This window comes from Collinsella sp. CLA-AA-H167, from assembly GCF_040095305.1.
GTDB lineage: Bacteria > Actinomycetota > Coriobacteriia > Coriobacteriales > Coriobacteriaceae > Collinsella.
Genome location: NZ_JBBNGA010000001.1, coordinates 296,264 through 313,075, shown reverse-complemented (window position 1 = coordinate 313,075; position 16,812 = coordinate 296,264). Strand labels below are relative to the sequence as shown.

Genomic DNA, 16,812 nt, shown 5'->3' with positions numbered 1-16,812 from the left:
AGCGAAAAACCCTCAACATCGGTTTCATACTTTAGTAATTTCTCACGGTCGCAAGCACTCACTTGGAGCAAAATGCCTGTAAGCACTTTATCGAACGAAAGAAGGTTGCTATGCGCACGATTGGGATGAGCGATTATACCGTCGGCGAAGACTGCTTTGACGAGCTGCCCGGAGCGCTGGCCGAATACGGAGCGACCAAGGTCGCAATCATCGGTGGCAAGCGGGCACTGGCCGCAGCACTTCCCGGTATCGAAGCTGTGCTGGAAGGTACCGACGTCGAGATTCTAGAGACGCGCGTCTACGGTACCAACAGTACACGCGCCAATATCGCCAAGGTCGTAAACTCCCCCGCCTGCCAGGAAGCCGACGTGCTTATCGCATGCGGCGGCGGCAAGGCGCTCGACACCATGAAGACGGCGGCCATCGAGCTCAAGAAGATCGTCTTTACGGTGCCGACGATCTGCTCCAACTGCTCGGCCGCGACCGCCATTGCCGTCGTCTACAACGACGACGGCTCGCTCGAGGGCTATTCGTACCCCAACCGCCCCGCGCACATCTTCATCAACCCCAAGATCATCGCCGAGGCTCCGGCGGAGTACTTCTGGGCGGGCGTGGGCGATGCCCTGTCCAAGCAGCCCGAGGTCGAGTACGCCACGAGCGCCGGCAACCTGGAGCACACCGCAGGTCTTGGCCTGGCGCTCGCACACACCTGCTCCGAGCCGCTGTTTACCTATGGCGTGCAGGGTCTTGAGGACGTTCGCCAGAACCTGTCGACCGAAGCCGTCAAGCAGATCGCGCTCGATATCGTGGTCAACACGGGCTACGTCTCCAACCTGACCAACCAAAACGATTACTACTACAACTCGAGCGTGGCGCACGCGTTCTACAACGCTTCCTGCAGCATTCCGCGCGAGGGCTCCTACCTGCACGGCGAGGTCGTGAGCCTGGGTGTGCTGGTACTGTTCGCCTATACGGGCGATACCGAGAACCTTGAGCGCTACGCCGCCTTTAACAATCAGATGGGCCTGCCCGTGACGCTTGAGCAGGTCGGGCTTTCCGAGGCTGATATCCCTGCCCTGTGCGAGTACGCGCACGCCACCAACGAATGGAAGCAAGGCAACCCGGAGCCCTTCACCGACGAGAAATTCGCCGCCGCCATCAAGGCCGCCAACGCTTACGGCCACACGCTCTAGGACTGACCCAAAACCACCACAAAGGGGACGGGCACCTTTCTGGTGGTTTTTTATTGCTCCAGCATTCAGTTCGTACTCGAACCCGATTCTTTACGAGAAAGGGTTCGGGTACGTTTTTTGTTTATCGGAAATTCTGCGGAAGGACTACTCGGAACGGTAAACAGAAACGAACAGAGGCAGGGTATCATCGTGGTGATGGTATCCTGCCTTTTGTTTTGCAGGATCAAGGTCGCTTTATGCGAACTTGATCGCCACTTATATGGCGCATTGATGGCAATTGCTTCGTACGTGCATACCGGGAGCCTGTACACCTCTGGCAAGGCGTAGCACACTAGACTTTGTTCCAAAGTCCGTGCGCTAAGGGGGCAGGCCCCTTAGAATTCCTGTGGAGTGTGTACGCACGTACGCAGGAAAACGGCAAAATTTCGCTATATCAGGGCGTTCTTTCATTGGAGAGTATGGTATACACGGCTTAGTTCAACAAATAAGAATTTATATATAAAGGAGAATACTGATGAAACTGTTTTTATGTTCTCACTTTTCAAGTGTAGGAAGTCTGATTAAGGAAGAAGTTGAAAGTAAAAAAGTCGCATTTATTCCAACAGCTTCGCTGCGTGAAGGCTACACCGGTTATGTCGGCTCGGCTCGAAAATTATTCAAAAAGTTGGGAGCAATCGTAACTGAAATTGATATTTCAACGGAGGCTTATTCAACGATACAGTCTCTTTTTGAAGATGCGGATGTGATCTATTTTACCGGCGGAAATTCTTTTTTCCTTATAGACCAGCTCCGTAAAACGGGAACGGATGAGCTGTTGAAGAAAGAATTGGCAAAAGGAAAACTGATGATTGGTGAATCGGCAGGTGCGATTGTATGCGCTCCAAGCATCCAATATATCGAGCAAATGGATGAAAAGCCGGAGGACTACTCACAAGAAGATGATGCAGGGCTTAATTTGATTGATTTCTATGTTCTTCCGCATTTTCTTACAGCACCATTTAAGAAAGTTACCGAGAAAAAAATAACTGAGTTTTCGGATTTGAATCTATGCCCAATTAACAATCGTCAGGGAATTGTAATTGATGGTGAAGGTTCAAAGGTTATTTGCAAAGAGTAATTTAAAATTCCAGTTTGCTGCACTCGTTCCTAGCAGGGTTTGAGGCAGGCACGCCCCAACAAGAAGCCGTCCCAAAGGGGCAAGAATGGGGACTGCGGACGATTTCTTGGACCGTTACGCGGCCCTTCCCAGCGCGGAGCGGAACTCGGCCGGCGTGCGGCCGCCGAGCGCATCGCTGCGCCTCTCCGTATTGTATCGGCCGATCCAGCCCCCCGAGTTCCTCGATGAAGCGGGCGGGGGTCCAGTCCGACCAGTCCCTGCCGTGCCAGAACTCCTTCTTGAGCAGGCCGAAGAAGCCCTCCATCGCCGCGTTGTCCGGGCTGCAGCCCTTGGCGGACTGGATTGGCTACGCTGATGTGGACAGTTCCGGGAGAGGCGCAAGAGACGGGAAGGCCGTGTGCGCGTTCCTGCGCGAGGGCCGTGGGGAGGGGCTGCCTGGGTACGGCGCCTGTCAACTCGGTCTACGTCTTTGATGACCGGGTCGTACTCAATATCAACTTCACGGATGATGCCAAAACGGTCACCCGTGAGGAAGTGTTGGGTTCGAGTGCTGTGGACAATGTTCCAGCATGCTGGGATCGAACTCGCTAGCCGGAATCACACGGTACCCGTGACGCAGCAGCAGATCGACAAAAACACCATTGCCCGCGGTGAGCGTACCGCTAAAGGTGCCATCGTAGACGTGACCCGTACCGCACGAGGGGCTGCGGTCCTGCAAAATGCACGCAACGATCTCGGACGGGCCGCCCGCCTGCTCGCACATATCGAGCGCGCGCTGAGCACCCTGGCGAAACTCGCGATCGACCGAGATGCCCTCGCAGGTACAAACCTCGCCATTCACAATCTCGGACGGCTTGCGCGGTGTGGGCAAGCCGCCAAAAACCTCGGGGCACACCAACAGGACCTCGGTCCCTGTGCGTTCGCAGGCCTCGACCAACGCGCGATGGTAATTGTCGAGCCCGTTATATTTGCAGCTCTCTCCCATCAAGCAGGCACTCACCACGATCTTCATACATATCCCTCCCAAACAAAACGCCCCATTTGAGATAGAAACTCAAATGGGGCGTTCGACGTTGTGCAACCAGCCTTACTGCTGCTTTGGCATCAGCGGATTCTCGCGCGTGAGGAGATTCATGAACTCCTCGCCCGTGATCGTCTCCTTCTTGTACAGATAACGAGCCAGCTCATGGAGCTTAAACTTGTTCTCCTTGAGGATCTGCAGGGCGCGGTCATGTGCGTCCTCGATCAGCTTGGCGACGATCGCGTCGACGCGCTCGGCCGTACCGGGGGCACAGGTGAGCGACGTGTCCTGGTTGAGGTAGGCATTCTGAACGGTACCGAGCGCCATCATGCCAAACTCTTCCGACATACCAAAGCGCGTCACCATGTTGCGGGCGAGCTTGGTGGCCTGCTCGATATCATTGGCCGCGCCAGTCGTCATCTCACCAAAGATGAGCTCCTCGGCAGCACGTCCGCCGCAGTAGACAGCGAGCTTGTCGAGCACCTCCTGGCGCGTGGTCAAGAAGCGCTCGTCCTCCTCGACCTGCATGGTGTAGCCCAGAGCACCGCTCGTACGCGGCACGATGGTGATCTTCGTAACCGGCGCAGAACCCTTCTGGCGGGCGGCAACGATGGCATGGCCGATCTCGTGATAGGACACGACCTGTTTCTCGTGATCGGACAGCACCGTGGACTTACGCTGCTGGCCGGCGATGACGACCTCCACCGACTCCTCAAAGTCATCCTGCGTGGCGCGCTTGCGACCCTCGCGGACAGCGCGCAGGGCGCCCTCGTTGATGATGTTGGCCAGGTCGGCACCCGAGGCGCCAGGCGTGGCGCGGGCGATCGCGGTCAGGTCGATCGGCGGCTGCGTCTTCACGCTCTTGGCGTGCAGTTCAAGGATATTCTTGCGACCGGTCAGGTCGGGCAGCTCAACGGGGATGCGGCGGTCGAAGCGGCCGGGGCGCAGCAGGGCCGGATCAAGGCTGTCGGGACGGTTGGTCGCAGCGAGGACGACGATACCCTTGTGGTTATCGAATCCATCCATCTCGGTCAGCAGCTGATTGAGCGTCTGCTCGCGCTCGTCGTTGCCACTAAAGCCGCCGCCATCGCGCTTCTTGCCGATGGTATCGATCTCGTCGATAAAGACGATGCACGGGGCCTTTTCCTTGGCCTGCTTAAACAGGTCGCGAACCTTAGCGGCGCCGCGGCCGACAAACATCTCAACAAACTCAGAACCAGAAATACTAAAGAACGGCACGCCCGCCTCGCCGGCCACAGCCTTGGCGAGCAGGGTTTTACCGGTACCCGGAGGGCCGACAAGGAGAGCGCCGCGTGGCAGTTTGGCGCCGATCTCCTCGTAGCGCTGCGGCTTCTCCAGAAAGTCGACGACCTCCTTGAGGGACTCCTTAGCCTCTTCCTGGCCGGCGACATCCTTAAAGGTCACGCCCACGTCCTTGGAGGCGATCACGCGCGCGCCGGACTTGCCCAGTCCGCCGCCGCCAAAACCACCGCCGCCAAAGTTCATCGACGGACCGTCATCACCCATGGCCTTCTTCATGCGGCGGTTGAGCCACCAGCCAATCAGGAAGAAAATCACCATGGGAAGAATGAGGGTGAGCAGGTAGTAGGTCATCAGGCCCGAGTTCTTATCGGGAACGACCGACTCAAGCGAAGCACCGGACTCAAGCACGCGATCGGTAAAGCCCGCGTCATTCGGCACACCGGTCGTCTTGTAGGCGATATTCTCGTCCTCGCCCTTCTTGGTGTAATAAATCGTGTAATCGTCCGTGTTGTACTCGACCTTGTCGACGCTCTTCTTATCGAGCGCTTTGACAAACGTCGAGTAATCGGTCTTCGTAATCTGCTGCGTGTGACCGATGTTGGGGAACAGAACGGTCGAGAGCACGAGGTAGACGACGAAGGCGATGAGCACGTAGAGGATCATATTCCGTCTACGTTTATTGTCATCCATCTCCATCTGCTTGAACTCCATCTACTGGGGTTGATAATTTTTTCTAGAATACCCAACCCGGACGGCGATAAACCGACGCCGGGCACGAAAGGACAGAGAAGGCATCACTGGGAGTCGGCAAGGTTCAAATCTATACGGGCGACGGCAAGGGCAAGACGACGGCTGCGCTGGGGCTTGCGCTGCGCGCCACGGGCTATGGACTTAACGTACTCATGCTTCAGTTTGCCAAGAAGCTGCACTGCGCCGAGCATGATGCGGCGCCCCGTTTAGGTCTGCGCATCGTACAAGCCGACCGCGACACGCCCGAAGCCTGTGCCGCACAGATCATGGAGCTGGCGCGCGAGCAGATTAGCCAGGTCGACGTGCTGATCTTGGATGAGCTGGGAGAAGCCATGCGCCGAGGCTTTGTGACGCGCGAAGATGTCGAAGCGTTGATCGCAATGAAACCGACCACCACAGAGCTCGTGCTCACCGGCCGCGGCTTGCTGCCACTGGCCGATCTCGCGGACCTAGTAACCGAAATGCGCCCCGTCAAACACTACTTCGACGAAGGCCTCCTAGCCCGCCAAGGCATCGAATACTAAATGATCCGAAGGGGACGGAGGAAAACGGATCATTTTGCCTTATCGCCAGGTCAATGATCCGTTTTCCTCCGTCCCCTTCGGATCATTAGGCGGTGGCGCGGCCGAGCCAGTTGCCGCTGTGGTGGTAGATGGTAAACATCGTGGCCGTGATTAGCCAAGTTACGGGGTAAACCAGCAGCAGGTGCTCAAGCGACGGATCGAACGGCATAATCGCAAACACCCAGATCACCCTGAGCACGACGGTGCCAAAAATCGTGAGCATCATAGGCTGGAAGCTCACGCCAGCGCCGCGGATGGAGCCGGACGCGTTTTCGATAATCGAGAAGATCGCGTAGAACGGCGCGATGAAATGAAGAATCGTCGTGGTGTAGGCCGAAATCGAAGCATCGTCGACAAACAGACGCGACAACGGACCCGAGAACACCAGTAGCACGGCAGACAGGCCACCAATGAGCATAAACGACAGCACAAGCGACGTATGGTAGCCCTTGCGCATGCGCTCGTAGTTGCGCGCGCCAAAGTTCTGTGCCGAGAACGTGGTGATCGAAACGCCAAGCGCCTCGGTAACCATCCAGACAATGCCATCCAAACGGCCCGAAAGACCCCACGCCGTGGTGACATCGGCACCAAACGAGTTGACCGACACCTGAATCAAAACGTTGGAAATCGAATAGGCAGCAGACTGAAAGCCAAGCGGCAGACCACACGAGATCATGCTCTTACAAATGCCAGGATCAATGCAGAGTTTGGACAGTGAAAGCCGCCACGCACCCGGAGCGTGCATCATACGAATCACGATCATCGTGGCGTTGGAGCAAATGGTCAGCGCCACCGCGATGCCGCAGCCCAGAGCCTCCATATGAAGCACGGCAACGAAGATGACATCCAGCACCGCATTAACAAGGCAGCCGGAAGCAATGATCACAGCAGGACCGCGTGTGTCGCCCACGGCGCGCAGCAGCGCCGTTCCCATATTGAGCAGCAGCGCCGCAACCATGGCGGCAAAATAGCAACGAGCATAGGCCACGCCCTCGGCCAATAGTTCATGCGGCGTGTTCATAAGTACCAGCATGGGCTCAACGAACACTATGCCAAGAATCGAGAAAACGATACCGCCCACCAGCGCGAGCGTCATGGCCGTATGGACCGAACGACTCAATCGCTCATCATCGTGCTGACCAAAAAACTGACCGGTAATGACCGCGCAGCCAGCGCCAACGCCAACGCAAAAGCCAATGCAGAGCTCGGTGAGCACCATCGTGGCTTGAATGCCACCCAGCGCGAGCTTGCCGCCAAACTGGCCGACGATATACGTACCAATAAGCGTGTAAGCCTGCTGAAAAAACGAGCTAAAGAAGATAGGGACGCACAGCGACAGCAGCTGTTGCCAAATGACACCCTGCGTTACATCGATAGCCGTAGATTTCTTAGCCACACGCCCTCCCCACCAGCGTACGTCAAACAACAAAACGGCAATTTAAGACCAAAGCCAATACCAGCTTAGCACCGACCGACGTCGGCCGAAACGCCCCGAACCAGAGCCCGGTGCTAACTATCTGCCTAGTGATACAGCCCCGGCTGGTAGTGGTACTCGTTGCTCACATGCGGGCACAGCTGCCAAAAGGCAACAGCGCTTGCCGCGGCCACGTTGAGTGAATCGACCCCATGCGCCATCGGAATACGCACGGCGCGGTCGCAGCCTGCAATGGTCTTGGCGCCCAAGCCAGCACCCTCGGTGCCCATAAAGATTGCCAGGCGGTCAATCTCCTGGAGCGCGGGATCGTCCAGCGACACCGAATCATCCGTCAACGCCATAGCGGCACACGAAAAGCCGGCATCGTGTAGCGCCGCCAGCCCATCATGCGGCCATACGCGCGCTTCGCTGCCAATGCGTGTCCAGGGCACCTGGAACACCGTGCCCATGCTCACGCGGGCCGAACGACGATACAGCGGATCACAACACGTAGGACTGACCAAAATGCCGTCGACGTTGAGCGCGGCCGCCGAGCGGAATATTGCGCCCACATTGGTATGGTCGACAATGCCCTCGAGCACGCACACGCGCACCGGGCGCTCCCCCGCCGCCTCGACGACGCCGCCCAAGAACTCATCAACCGGAATCTGTCGCGGGCGACGAAATGCCGCGAGCGCACCGCGCGTCACATTGAAGCCCGTCAGCTGCTCCATGAGCTCCATGGAGGCAACGAACACAGGAACCGGACCCGCGCCCTCGCGCACAACCAGGCGCTCAAACAGCGGCATCATCTGGTCGAGCCAGCGCTCACCCAACAGAAAACTCACCGGCCCGTATCCGGCGCGAACCGCGCGCTCGATAACCTTAGCGCTCTCGGCGATAAAGATGCCCTTTTGCGGCTCCAGCACGCAGCGCAGCTCGCGCTCGGTCAGTCGCACGTAGGCATCGAGCCGCTCGTCCTCGAGCGAATCGATTCGCAGCACCTCAACGGCATCAGTCATAGCAGCCCGAACCCTTCCAATAGCAGCATCTATACACAACGAGGCGACGCCAGGCGTCGCCCCTCAATCATTCCAACCCGATAATACCGTGGCAAAAGGTGATTTAAGCACTAACGCGACGATACGTCACGAACTCATAATCGAGGCCTTCGTCACCCTCGCCCGCGGCAATCGTGGCAACCCCTTCGCGCCGCGCAACTTCCCACGCGGGATCGGCGTCCAAGTCGGGAAAGTACGTGTCCACGGGATGGACGCAGTGGTCATGCGTGACCTCGGCCTCCACGCAGTACGGCAAAAACTGCCGATAGACATCGCCGCCGCCGATCACCCAGGCAACGGGCTCATCGGCAACCGCGGCGAGCGCCTCGCCGATACTATGCACCACGTCGACTCCCTCGGGCGTAAAATCCTCGTCGCGCGTGAGCACGATATTGCGACGATTCTTGAGCGGACGTCCACCGGGAAAACTCAGCAGCGTCTTGCGTCCCATGATGACCGGACAGCCCTTGGTACACGCCACAAAATGGCGCATGTCGGCGCGATTGGACACGACCATATCGCCCTCGCAGCCAATGCCCCAGTCGTCACACACGGCGACGATGGCAGAAAGCTTACACGTCATACCTGCCACCTATACCGCAATGGGGATGCTCTTGACCTGCGGGCCGTGCTCGTAGCCCTCGACGATCAGGTCGTCGGTCGTAAACGCGTAGAAATCGTGCACATCAGGGTTAAGCGTTACCTTGGGCGCCGCAAACTGCGGACGCTCGATAAGTTCGCGGACGATGTCGACATGGCGGTCGTAAATGTGGGCATCGGCAATCACATGCAGCAGCTCGCCGGGAATCATATCGACCGACTGCGCGACCATCATCAGCAAGATGGCGTACTGGCACACGTTCCAGTTATTCGCGGCCAAAATGTCCTGGCTGCGCTGGTTGAGAATCAAGTTGAGCGTCGGTTTGTCATCCTGCGGTCGCTGTGTCACGTTATACGTCACGCTGTAGGCGCACGGATACAAGTGCATCTCGGAAAGGTCGCTAAACACGTACGTGTTGGTCATGATGCGGCGACTGTACGGCGTATGCTCAAGGTCGTACAACACACGGTCCATCTGGTCAAAGTCGCCCTCGGTATAATGGCTCTTCTGGCCAATCTGATACCCGTAGGCCTTGCCGATGGAGCCGGTCTCGTCGGCCCACTCGTCCCAAATATGGCTGTTGAGGTCATGCACGTTATTGGACTTCTTTTGATAGATCCATAGGATCTCATCCATGGCAGATTTGAGGGCCGTACGACGCAAGGTAAGCGCGGGAAACTCCTCGCGCAGGTCGTAGCGCGCCGTAACGCCAAAGTTTTTAATGGTATAGGCAGGGGTGCCATCCTCCCACACCGGACGGACCTTTTGGCCCTCGGTGGTGGTGCCATGGTCCAGAATATCGCGGCACATGGTTACAAACTGTTGATCAGCCTTGCTCATTGACCCTCCTGTCAGTCGCCTATAAGCAATTTTTATTGTAGCCCAGGCGCACGCGGCCCCACAGCCCAAACATAAGCCCTCATTTTCTGACATATGCCAGAAATTCCTTGCACAAATCCGCACGTTCGCTATTCTATTGTTGACATATGTCAGATTTGGAGCACGTATGGCAGGAAGACGCGAAAAATTACGCCGTGTTGGGATCATCCCCGAATATCGCGGCTTTACCCCCGACGGCCTTGCCAGCGGAGACGCCATCGAGATGACGGTCGATGAGCTCGAAGTACTGCGCCTGTGCGACCTGGAAGGCCTCAATCAGGAGGCCGTCGCCCAGCAAATGGGCATCGCCCGCGCCACCGTGGCGGCCATCTGCAGCCGCGCACATCGCAAGGTGGCAAACGCTCTGGTCAACGGGCGGGCGCTCGTCATCGAGGGCGGCAATATCGCGTACTCCCCCATCACCGCAACGACGGCCGCATGGCCAGCAAAGGAGGTCTACACCATGAGGGTGGCAACCACGTACGACAACGGCAACATCTTTATGCACTTTGGCCGCAGCGAGCAGTTCAAGATCTACGACATTCAGGATGGCAAGGTACTCAACGAGCAGGTCGTGGGCACCGACGGCACCGGCCACGGTGCCCTTGCGGGCCTGCTCGCCAACGGTGGCGTGGACACGCTCATCTGCGGCGGCATCGGCGGTGGCGCCATCAACGCGCTTGCCCAAGCCGGCATCACGGTGTACGCAGGAGCTCAGGGCAGCTGCGACGCTTGTGTCGAGGCCCTTATCGCCGGAACGCTCGCACAGAACGGCGAGGCCACGTGCGGCTGCCACGGCCATGACCACGCCCACGAACATGGCGAGTCCTGCAGCTGCCACGGCCATCACGAGCACGAGGGCCACGAGGGCTGCGGCTGCCACTAACGGCACGGCACCGCGAGCTCGGGGCGCGACGCTGAACGCAGCCCAACTATCAAAGCCAACAACAGAGGCCACCCGGTAGCTTCCGAGTGGCCTTTGCCATATCAAGCTGGAATTACAGCCCTATTTCTTATTGCGCATCTGCGCTTCCATCTGGCGCAGCAGGTCCATATCGGACTTAGGACCACCCGTTCCCAGGCCGCCCATGCCGCCCAAGCCCATGGCATCCAGACCGGGAATATTGGGCATGCGCATCTTCTTGCCCTTCTTGCCCTTTTTGCCCTTCTTGCCGCCGGCCTGTGCCTGATTGGCCATCGTGCGCATGCGGCCCATCATCTTGTTCATCTCGCCCCACTGCTTCATAAGGCTATTGACCTCGGTGGGGGTCACACCGGCGCCCTTGGCGATACGCGCGCGACGCTGGCCGTTGATGATGGAGGGACGCAGACGCTCCTCCTTGGTCATCGACATGATGATGGCCTCGTTCTTGTCGAAGATGCCCTCGTCCAGGTTACCGCCCATCTGGTTGAGCGCGCGCTGGCCACCGGGGAGCATGCCCAGGATACCCTTCATGCCGCCCATCTTTTTGACGGCTTTCATCTGGTCGAGCATGTCGTTCATGGTAAAGCCCTCGCGCAGCATGCGCTCGGCAGCCTCGAGCTGTTCGGCATCGGCGGCCTCCTGGGCCTTCTCGATGATGCCGACAACGTCGCCCATGCCCAAGATTCGCTTGGCCATGCGATCGGGATAGAACGGCTCAAGCGAATCGGGTTTCTCGCCCATGCTCACAAACTTGATGGGCTTGCCGGTCACCTGACGCACCGAAAGCGCGCCACCGCCACGGGCGTCACCGTCGAGCTTGGAGATAATCACACCATCAAAGTCGGTGCGCTCGGCAAACGTCGAGACCACGTTGACGATATCCTGGCCGGTCATGGCGTCGACGACCATCAGCACCTGGTCGGGCTTGACGGCCTTCTTGATGTCGACGGCCTCCTGCATCATCTGCTCGTCGATCTGAAGACGTCCGGCGGTATCGACGATGACCACGTCACGCAGGTGGTCGACGGCCTCCTGGATGGCGCCCTTGGCGATGTCGACCGGGTGCTCGCCGTCACCGCGGAAGACCGGCACGCCGATCTCGCCGCCGAGCGTGGCAAGCTGGTCGGCAGCAGCGGGACGGTAGACGTCGCACGCGGCGAGCAGCGGCGAGCGGCCCTGCTTCTTGAGCAGGTGGGCAAGCTTTACGGCAGCCGTGGTCTTACCGGAGCCCTGCAGGCCCACGAGCATGATGACATTAGGAATGCGGTTACTAAAAACGAGCTTGCTCTCGGTGGAGCCGAGCATCTCGGTGAGCTCGTCGAGCACGATCTTGACGACGTTTTGCGCCGGCGACAGCGACTCCATGACCTCGGCGGTCATGCAGCGCTCCTTAGTCTTAGCAACGAACTCCTTGACGACCTTAAAGTTAACGTCGGCCTCGAGCAGCGCCATGCGAATGTCGCGCATGGCCGAGGTGATATCGGCCTCGGTCAGCTTACCCTTGCCGCGCAGGCGGTCAAATGTGTCGTTGAGGCGATCGCTCAGGGAATCAAACACTGGTTACTCCTTAGTTGGACTCGCCCACCAGGGCGCGGCAGAAATCTTTGGCGTTAAACTCCTGCAGGTCATCGACCTGCTCGCCCACGCCGATGCGCAGGATCGGGAGCTTGAGCTTCTCGGCCACGGCCATGGCGATACCGCCCTTAGCCGTGCCGTCGAGCTTGGTCATGATAATACCGTCCAGGCCCAGCGCCTCGTTAAACTCGAGCGCCTGGTTCAGACCGTTCTGACCAGTGGCGGCATCGATCACAAGCACGACCGAAACCGGCATGGGGCCGGCGGCCATATTGGCGGCGCGCTTACGCGTCACGTTGACCACCTTGGCGAGCTCGCGCATGAGCTCGGGGCTCGTATGCAGACGACCGGCGGTGTCGATAAGCACCAGGTCGCTGCCGCGCCTGTCGGCCTCGTCGAGCACGTCGTAACAAACGCTCGCCGGGTCGGAGCCGCGGTCGCGCTTGATGACGGGAACACCGGCGCGCTGACCCCACACATCGAGCTGCTCGATGGCGGCGGCGCGGAAGGTATCGGCCGAACCGATCACGACATTCTTGCCGCGGGAAGCCATGGCGCTCGCAATCTTGCCGACCGTCGTGGTCTTGCCGGCACCGTTGATGCCCACAAACAGCACGCAGCTCGGCGTATCGGAGAACGGATCGCGCTCGATGGGCACAAAGTGCTGCTCAAGCTGCTCGGCCAGAGCGCGACGAAGCTGCGGTGCGGTCTTGAGGTTCTTCTTGGCTGCGGCATCGCGCAGGTCATCGGAGACCTGAATAGCGACCTCGGCACCCATGTCACCCATAACGAGGGTGTCCTCAAGGTCCTCCCAAAAGTCCTCGTCGACCTCGCCGCCAAAGTAGAAGACCTCGTTGAGGGCCTCGCGGCTGCGCTCAAGTCCGCGCGAGAGAGCGTCAAAGAATCCCATTATGCATTCACGACCTTTCCGGTTTCGCGATCGAGTTTTTGCGAGACGACGCGGCTGACGCCGTCGGCTTGCATCGAGACGCCATAGAGAACGTCAGCGTCCTCCATAGTACGGCGCTGATGCGAAATGACCAAGAGCTGTGTATCGGAACGCAGCACATCGAGGGCTCCGATGAGCTTGGACAGGTTGGCGTCATCAAGCGCCGCCTCGACCTCGTCCAGCACATAGAACGGCACCGTGCGCGTGCGGTACACGGCAAAGAGCAGGGCGAGCGCCGTCAGACTCTTCTCGCCACCCGACATGAGCATCATCTTGGTAATGCGCTTGCCGCGCGGCTGCGCCACAACCTCAATGCCCGTCTCGGCAGGATGCTCGGGATCGGTCATCTCAAGATGAGCCTGGCCACCCGGGAACAGCATGGCGAAGATCTCGCGGAAGTTCGCGTCGACCTTCTCAAACGTCACCAGAAACGCCTTGCGCATCTTGCGATCAATGGCCACCGTGATCTTGGTGAGCGCCTTGCGCGCGCTCTCCAGATCAGCCAGCTGCTCCTCGATGTAGTCGGCGCGGCGCTTGAGCTGCTCGTACTCCTCCATGGCAACCTGGTTCACGGGGCCCAGATTGTTGATCTGGCGCACAAGCTGGTTGAGCTCGCGCTCGGCGGCATCGCGATCGGTGGGCGCCGGCAGCATGAGCGCTTCCTCGAGCACCGTGGTACCGTCGGCGGTAATGGCCTTGATGGCCGCCTCTACCTGCACCTCGAGCTTGCCGCGCGCAACCTTGAACTCATTTTGCATCGCCGTGGCGGCATCAACCCGCTCCTTGGCACGGGAGACCCCGGCCTTGGCATCCTCGATGGTCTTCTTGAGCGAAGCGGAGTCCGCCTCTTCCAGAGAGGCCTGGTCACGCAGGCGCGCTGCCCAATCCGATGCGCGTTCCAACAGGGCAGAATAGCGTTCGTGCATGGGGTCGACGCGCAGGCGCAGCAGCTCGAGCGAGCGCGAAGCCTGGCGTGTTCCGCGGATACGACGGTCGATGCCCTCAAGACGATGCTCAAGGTCGGGCACGCGGCCCTTCAGCGAACGCAGGCGCTCGCTCGTCTGGGCCAGGCGCACCTTGGCATCGGCGAGCTTACCGGCGGCCTCGGAATCGTCACGGCGAACGCGATCGAGCTCATCGTTGGCCTCGGCAATCTGGAGACCCAGGTCGCTTGCCTGTGCACGCGCCTCGTCACGCGAACGGGTGAGCTCGTCAACGCGCGGGCGCGCAGCGCGAACGGCCTCGGAGGCCTGCTCGCGGCGCTTGGAGATGCGCACGCGCTCGACCTCGGCATTGTTGACGCTTTGCTCCAAGCGGCCGATCTCGGAGAGCAGCGAGCGGCGCTCGCCCTCAAGACGGGCGATCTCACCGGCGGCATCGCCCTCGGCGGCACGTGCCTCCTCGACGGCGGCGTTGGCCTCAACGACTTGGTCCGAAGCATGCTCAAAGATGGCAGCCAGATCGGGTTCCAGGCCCTCGAGCTCACGGATGCGGCGCTTGCGCTCCAAGGCACCCGAAGCCTCGCCGGCATCGAGCCCCACGCGCACCAGACCACCACAGCTCACGCGGGCGCCATCGGGAGTCACGTAGGTCACACCGTCAACGACAGGGGCAGCCAACGCGGCAGCCAAGTCATCGACCACGTAATAGCCGCCGAGAAGGGCCTCGACAACCGGGCCATAACCGGAGCGCACGGACAGACGATCGACCAGACGCGTACCGGCAGCGCCCTCGGCGGCAGCAGAGCCACTCACGCCGCGCGCCATCAGCAGCGCCTCGCCCGAAGCCTTCTTTTGGTCCAAAGCCGCACGACCGGCGCGCTCAAGCGTAGCGGCATCATCAAACAAAAGAGCATCGATATCGCCGGCAAGTAGTTGCTCAACCAGGCCCTCAAGCTCACGAGGGGCGTCGAGCACGTCGCCCAGACGGCCTGAGACATCGTCGCCCAGCGCGCCCACCAGACGGCTCACCAGCGGCGAGCTGTCTGCCATGCGGGCATCGAGCTTCTTTTGGCTGGCAAGCTCCGAGCGCACCTCGGACAGCTTGTTGCGCGCCTCGCTCTCACGATTACGCAAGTCCTTCAGGGCTGCACGGGCGACCTCGGTGGCCTCGCGCGCATCGTTCTGGGCCTGACGAGCCGCCTCAAGGGCACTCTCAAGCTCCTCAGCACGGTCGCGACGGCTATCAAGCGATGCTGTAACCTCCTCGAGCTGTTCATCAATCTGCTCCAGGCGCGAGGCGTACATGTTGTCCTCGACCTCGGCGTTGCTCAGCGAGTCCTTCACCTTGGCGAGTTCGAGCGCCGCGTTATCGGCCACACGCTGCACATCGCGTTGCTCACGCGTAAGCTGCGAAATCTGATTGTCGAGCGCCACGCGCCGCTCGTGGAGCTCAGCGGCGGCAGGACCAGCGGCGTCAACGTCCTCCTGGGCCTGCATGTGCGCGCCGGTCACTTCCTCAAGCTGCGCACGTGCATCCTCGAGCTCCTCGACCACGCGACGACGCTGATGCTCGGAGCTCGAGATCTGGCCGCGCATGTCGGACAGGCGCGACACCATATTGTGGCCCTTTTCCTCGAGCAGGCGCATATCGGAGTTAATGCGACCGACCACGTCTTGCATATGGCGGCGCTGCTCGCCCAGATCGCCCACAAACAGGCCCTTTTCCTCGAGCATGACCTGGAACTTCTCGAGCTCGCGTTCCTTTTCGCCCAAGCGGTACTGCGCAAGCTCAAGCTCGGCAGCACCCTCCTTGGAGCGGCTCTCCAAGTCGTTCCACTGCGACTGCAGCGAACGAAGCTCGTCGACGGCCAGCATCTGCGTAAGCTCGTTCGCGCGCGAGGACAGCTCTTTGTACTTGCGCGCGCGATCGACCTGACGCTCCAGCGGCCGCAGCTGACGGGCGATCTCCTTATTGATGTCGCGGGCACGGGTCAAGTGCTCGTCCATCGAATTAATCTTTTTGAGCGCACGCTCCTTGCGGCGCTTGTGCTTGGAGATGCCGGCGGCCTCCTCGATGAGGGCACGGCGCTCCTCGGGGCGGCTCTGCAAAATGGCGTCGAGCTTGCCCTGGCTGATGATGGAATGCGTATCCTTGCCCAAGCCCGAATCGTGCAGGATGTCCTGAATGTCCATCAGGCGGCACGGACTCGAGTTGATGAGGTACTCGCTTTCGCCCGAGCGATACATACGACGGGTGATGGCGACCTCGTCAAAGTCGACGGGCAGCATATGGTCCGAGTTATCGAGCACCAGCGTGACCTCGGCGACACCCACCGGCTTGCGCGCTGACGAGCCCGAGAAGATGACATCCTCCATGGCCTGGCCGCGCAGCTGCTTGGCGCTCTGCTCGCCCAGGACCCACAGAATCGAGTCAGAGATGTTCGATTTTCCCGAGCCGTTGGGACCGACGATGACGGTCAGGCCCGGCTCAAACGTCATATGGGCGCGGTCGGCAAACGACTTGAACCCTTTGAGCGTGAGGGACTTGAGATACACGGTT

Annotated in this window: 13 protein-coding genes; 4 read left to right on the top strand and 9 right to left on the bottom strand. The window is 59.8% G+C overall.

Annotated elements, in window-relative coordinates; translation table 11 throughout:
- The first annotated feature begins 110 nt into the window (after positions 1-110).
- Together AAAT03_RS01440 and AAAT03_RS01435 are read left to right on the top strand one after the other, a co-directional pair.
- On the top strand, positions 111-1,193 hold the full coding sequence (locus tag AAAT03_RS01440; protein ID WP_117773850.1) for an iron-containing alcohol dehydrogenase family protein: 1,083 nt from the start codon (positions 111-113) through the stop codon (positions 1,191-1,193).
- A 514-nt stretch (positions 1,194-1,707) separates the two neighbouring features.
- Positions 1,708-2,310 carry a Type 1 glutamine amidotransferase-like domain-containing protein gene (locus AAAT03_RS01435; RefSeq protein ID WP_349102407.1) on the top strand — a complete coding sequence of 201 codons (603 nt, stop codon included), beginning with the start codon at positions 1,708-1,710 and terminating at the stop codon, positions 2,308-2,310.
- A gap of 520 nt (positions 2,311-2,830) precedes the next feature.
- Here the strand turns inward: AAAT03_RS01435 and AAAT03_RS01430 are convergent.
- Together AAAT03_RS01430 and ftsH are read right to left on the bottom strand one after the other, a co-directional pair.
- The gene (locus tag AAAT03_RS01430; protein WP_117765687.1) at positions 2,831-3,322 is read right to left on the bottom strand and encodes a DUF523 domain-containing protein; all 492 of its coding nucleotides are present in this window, start codon (positions 3,320-3,322) and stop codon (positions 2,831-2,833) included.
- 75 nt (positions 3,323-3,397) lie between these two features.
- Entirely contained in the window at positions 3,398-5,290 is a 1,893-nt protein-coding gene (gene ftsH / locus AAAT03_RS01425) for an ATP-dependent zinc metalloprotease FtsH (protein ID WP_187364973.1), read from the bottom strand.
- Between the two features lie 101 nt (positions 5,291-5,391).
- Here ftsH and AAAT03_RS01420 point away from each other — a divergent pair, with 101 nt between their 5' ends.
- On the top strand, positions 5,392-5,868 hold the full coding sequence (locus AAAT03_RS01420; protein WP_117774246.1) for a cob(I)yrinic acid a,c-diamide adenosyltransferase: 477 nt from the start codon (positions 5,392-5,394) through the stop codon (positions 5,866-5,868).
- Positions 5,869-5,953: 85 nt separating this feature from the next.
- Here the strand turns inward: AAAT03_RS01420 and AAAT03_RS01415 are convergent, their stop codons facing one another.
- From AAAT03_RS01415 to thyA, 4 genes are all read right to left on the bottom strand, one after another.
- Positions 5,954-7,303 carry an MATE family efflux transporter gene (locus AAAT03_RS01415; RefSeq protein ID WP_117647336.1) on the bottom strand — a complete coding sequence of 450 codons (1,350 nt, stop codon included), beginning with the start codon at positions 7,301-7,303 and terminating at the stop codon, positions 5,954-5,956.
- A gap of 125 nt (positions 7,304-7,428) precedes the next feature.
- Complete coding sequence (locus AAAT03_RS01410) at positions 7,429-8,343, bottom strand: RNA methyltransferase (RefSeq protein ID WP_117774245.1); 915 nt, start codon at positions 8,341-8,343, stop codon at positions 7,429-7,431.
- A 103-nt stretch (positions 8,344-8,446) separates the two neighbouring features.
- Positions 8,447-8,965 carry a dihydrofolate reductase gene (locus tag AAAT03_RS01405; RefSeq protein ID WP_349102406.1) on the bottom strand — a complete coding sequence of 173 codons (519 nt, stop codon included), beginning with the start codon at positions 8,963-8,965 and terminating at the stop codon, positions 8,447-8,449.
- A gap of 9 nt (positions 8,966-8,974) precedes the next feature.
- Positions 8,975-9,823, bottom strand: coding sequence for a thymidylate synthase (gene thyA, locus AAAT03_RS01400; RefSeq protein WP_349102405.1), 849 nt, complete (start codon positions 9,821-9,823; stop codon positions 8,975-8,977).
- A gap of 166 nt (positions 9,824-9,989) precedes the next feature.
- Between thyA and AAAT03_RS01395 the strand changes: the two genes are divergently transcribed.
- The gene (locus tag AAAT03_RS01395; RefSeq protein ID WP_117774242.1) at positions 9,990-10,748 is read left to right on the top strand and encodes a DUF134 domain-containing protein; all 759 of its coding nucleotides are present in this window, start codon (positions 9,990-9,992) and stop codon (positions 10,746-10,748) included.
- 120 nt (positions 10,749-10,868) lie between these two features.
- On the opposite strand, the gene ffh is transcribed toward AAAT03_RS01395, so the two are convergent.
- From ffh to smc, 3 genes are read right to left on the bottom strand one after another with little or no spacing between them, the layout of a single operon-like run.
- A complete protein-coding gene (ffh, locus tag AAAT03_RS01390) occupies positions 10,869-12,344 on the bottom strand; it encodes a signal recognition particle protein (RefSeq protein ID WP_117774241.1) in 1,476 nt (491 codons plus the stop codon).
- A 10-nt stretch (positions 12,345-12,354) separates the two neighbouring features.
- Positions 12,355-13,272, bottom strand: a complete 918-nt coding sequence (gene ftsY, locus AAAT03_RS01385) for a signal recognition particle-docking protein FtsY (protein WP_117629291.1) — start codon at positions 13,270-13,272, stop codon at positions 12,355-12,357.
- A complete protein-coding gene (gene smc, locus AAAT03_RS01380) occupies positions 13,272-16,808 on the bottom strand; it encodes a chromosome segregation protein SMC (protein WP_117646446.1) in 3,537 nt (1,178 codons plus the stop codon). Before smc ends, ftsY begins: the two co-directional genes overlap by 1 nt.
- Positions 16,809-16,812 lie beyond the last annotated feature (4 nt).

Bases quoted from the DNA above. Each gene is read 5' to 3' on its own strand.
- AAAT03_RS01440 (WP_117773850.1), top strand. From the start codon at position 111: ATGCGCACGATTGGGATGAGCGATTATACCGTCGGCGAAGACTGCTTT.
- AAAT03_RS01435 (WP_349102407.1), top strand. From the start codon at position 1,708: ATGAAACTGTTTTTATGTTCTCACTTTTCAAGTGTAGGAAGTCTGATT.
- AAAT03_RS01430 (WP_117765687.1), bottom strand. From the start codon at position 3,322: ATGAAGATCGTGGTGAGTGCCTGCTTGATGGGAGAGAGCTGCAAATAT.
- ftsH (WP_187364973.1), bottom strand. From the start codon at position 5,290: ATGGAGATGGATGACAATAAACGTAGACGGAATATGATCCTCTACGTG.
- AAAT03_RS01410 (WP_117774245.1), bottom strand. From the start codon at position 8,343: ATGACTGATGCCGTTGAGGTGCTGCGAATCGATTCGCTCGAGGACGAG.
- AAAT03_RS01405 (WP_349102406.1), bottom strand. From the start codon at position 8,965: ATGACGTGTAAGCTTTCTGCCATCGTCGCCGTGTGTGACGACTGGGGC.
- thyA (WP_349102405.1), bottom strand. From the start codon at position 9,823: ATGAGCAAGGCTGATCAACAGTTTGTAACCATGTGCCGCGATATTCTG.
- AAAT03_RS01395 (WP_117774242.1), top strand. From the start codon at position 9,990: ATGGCAGGAAGACGCGAAAAATTACGCCGTGTTGGGATCATCCCCGAA.
- ftsY (WP_117629291.1), bottom strand. From the start codon at position 13,272: ATGGGATTCTTTGACGCTCTCTCGCGCGGACTTGAGCGCAGCCGCGAG.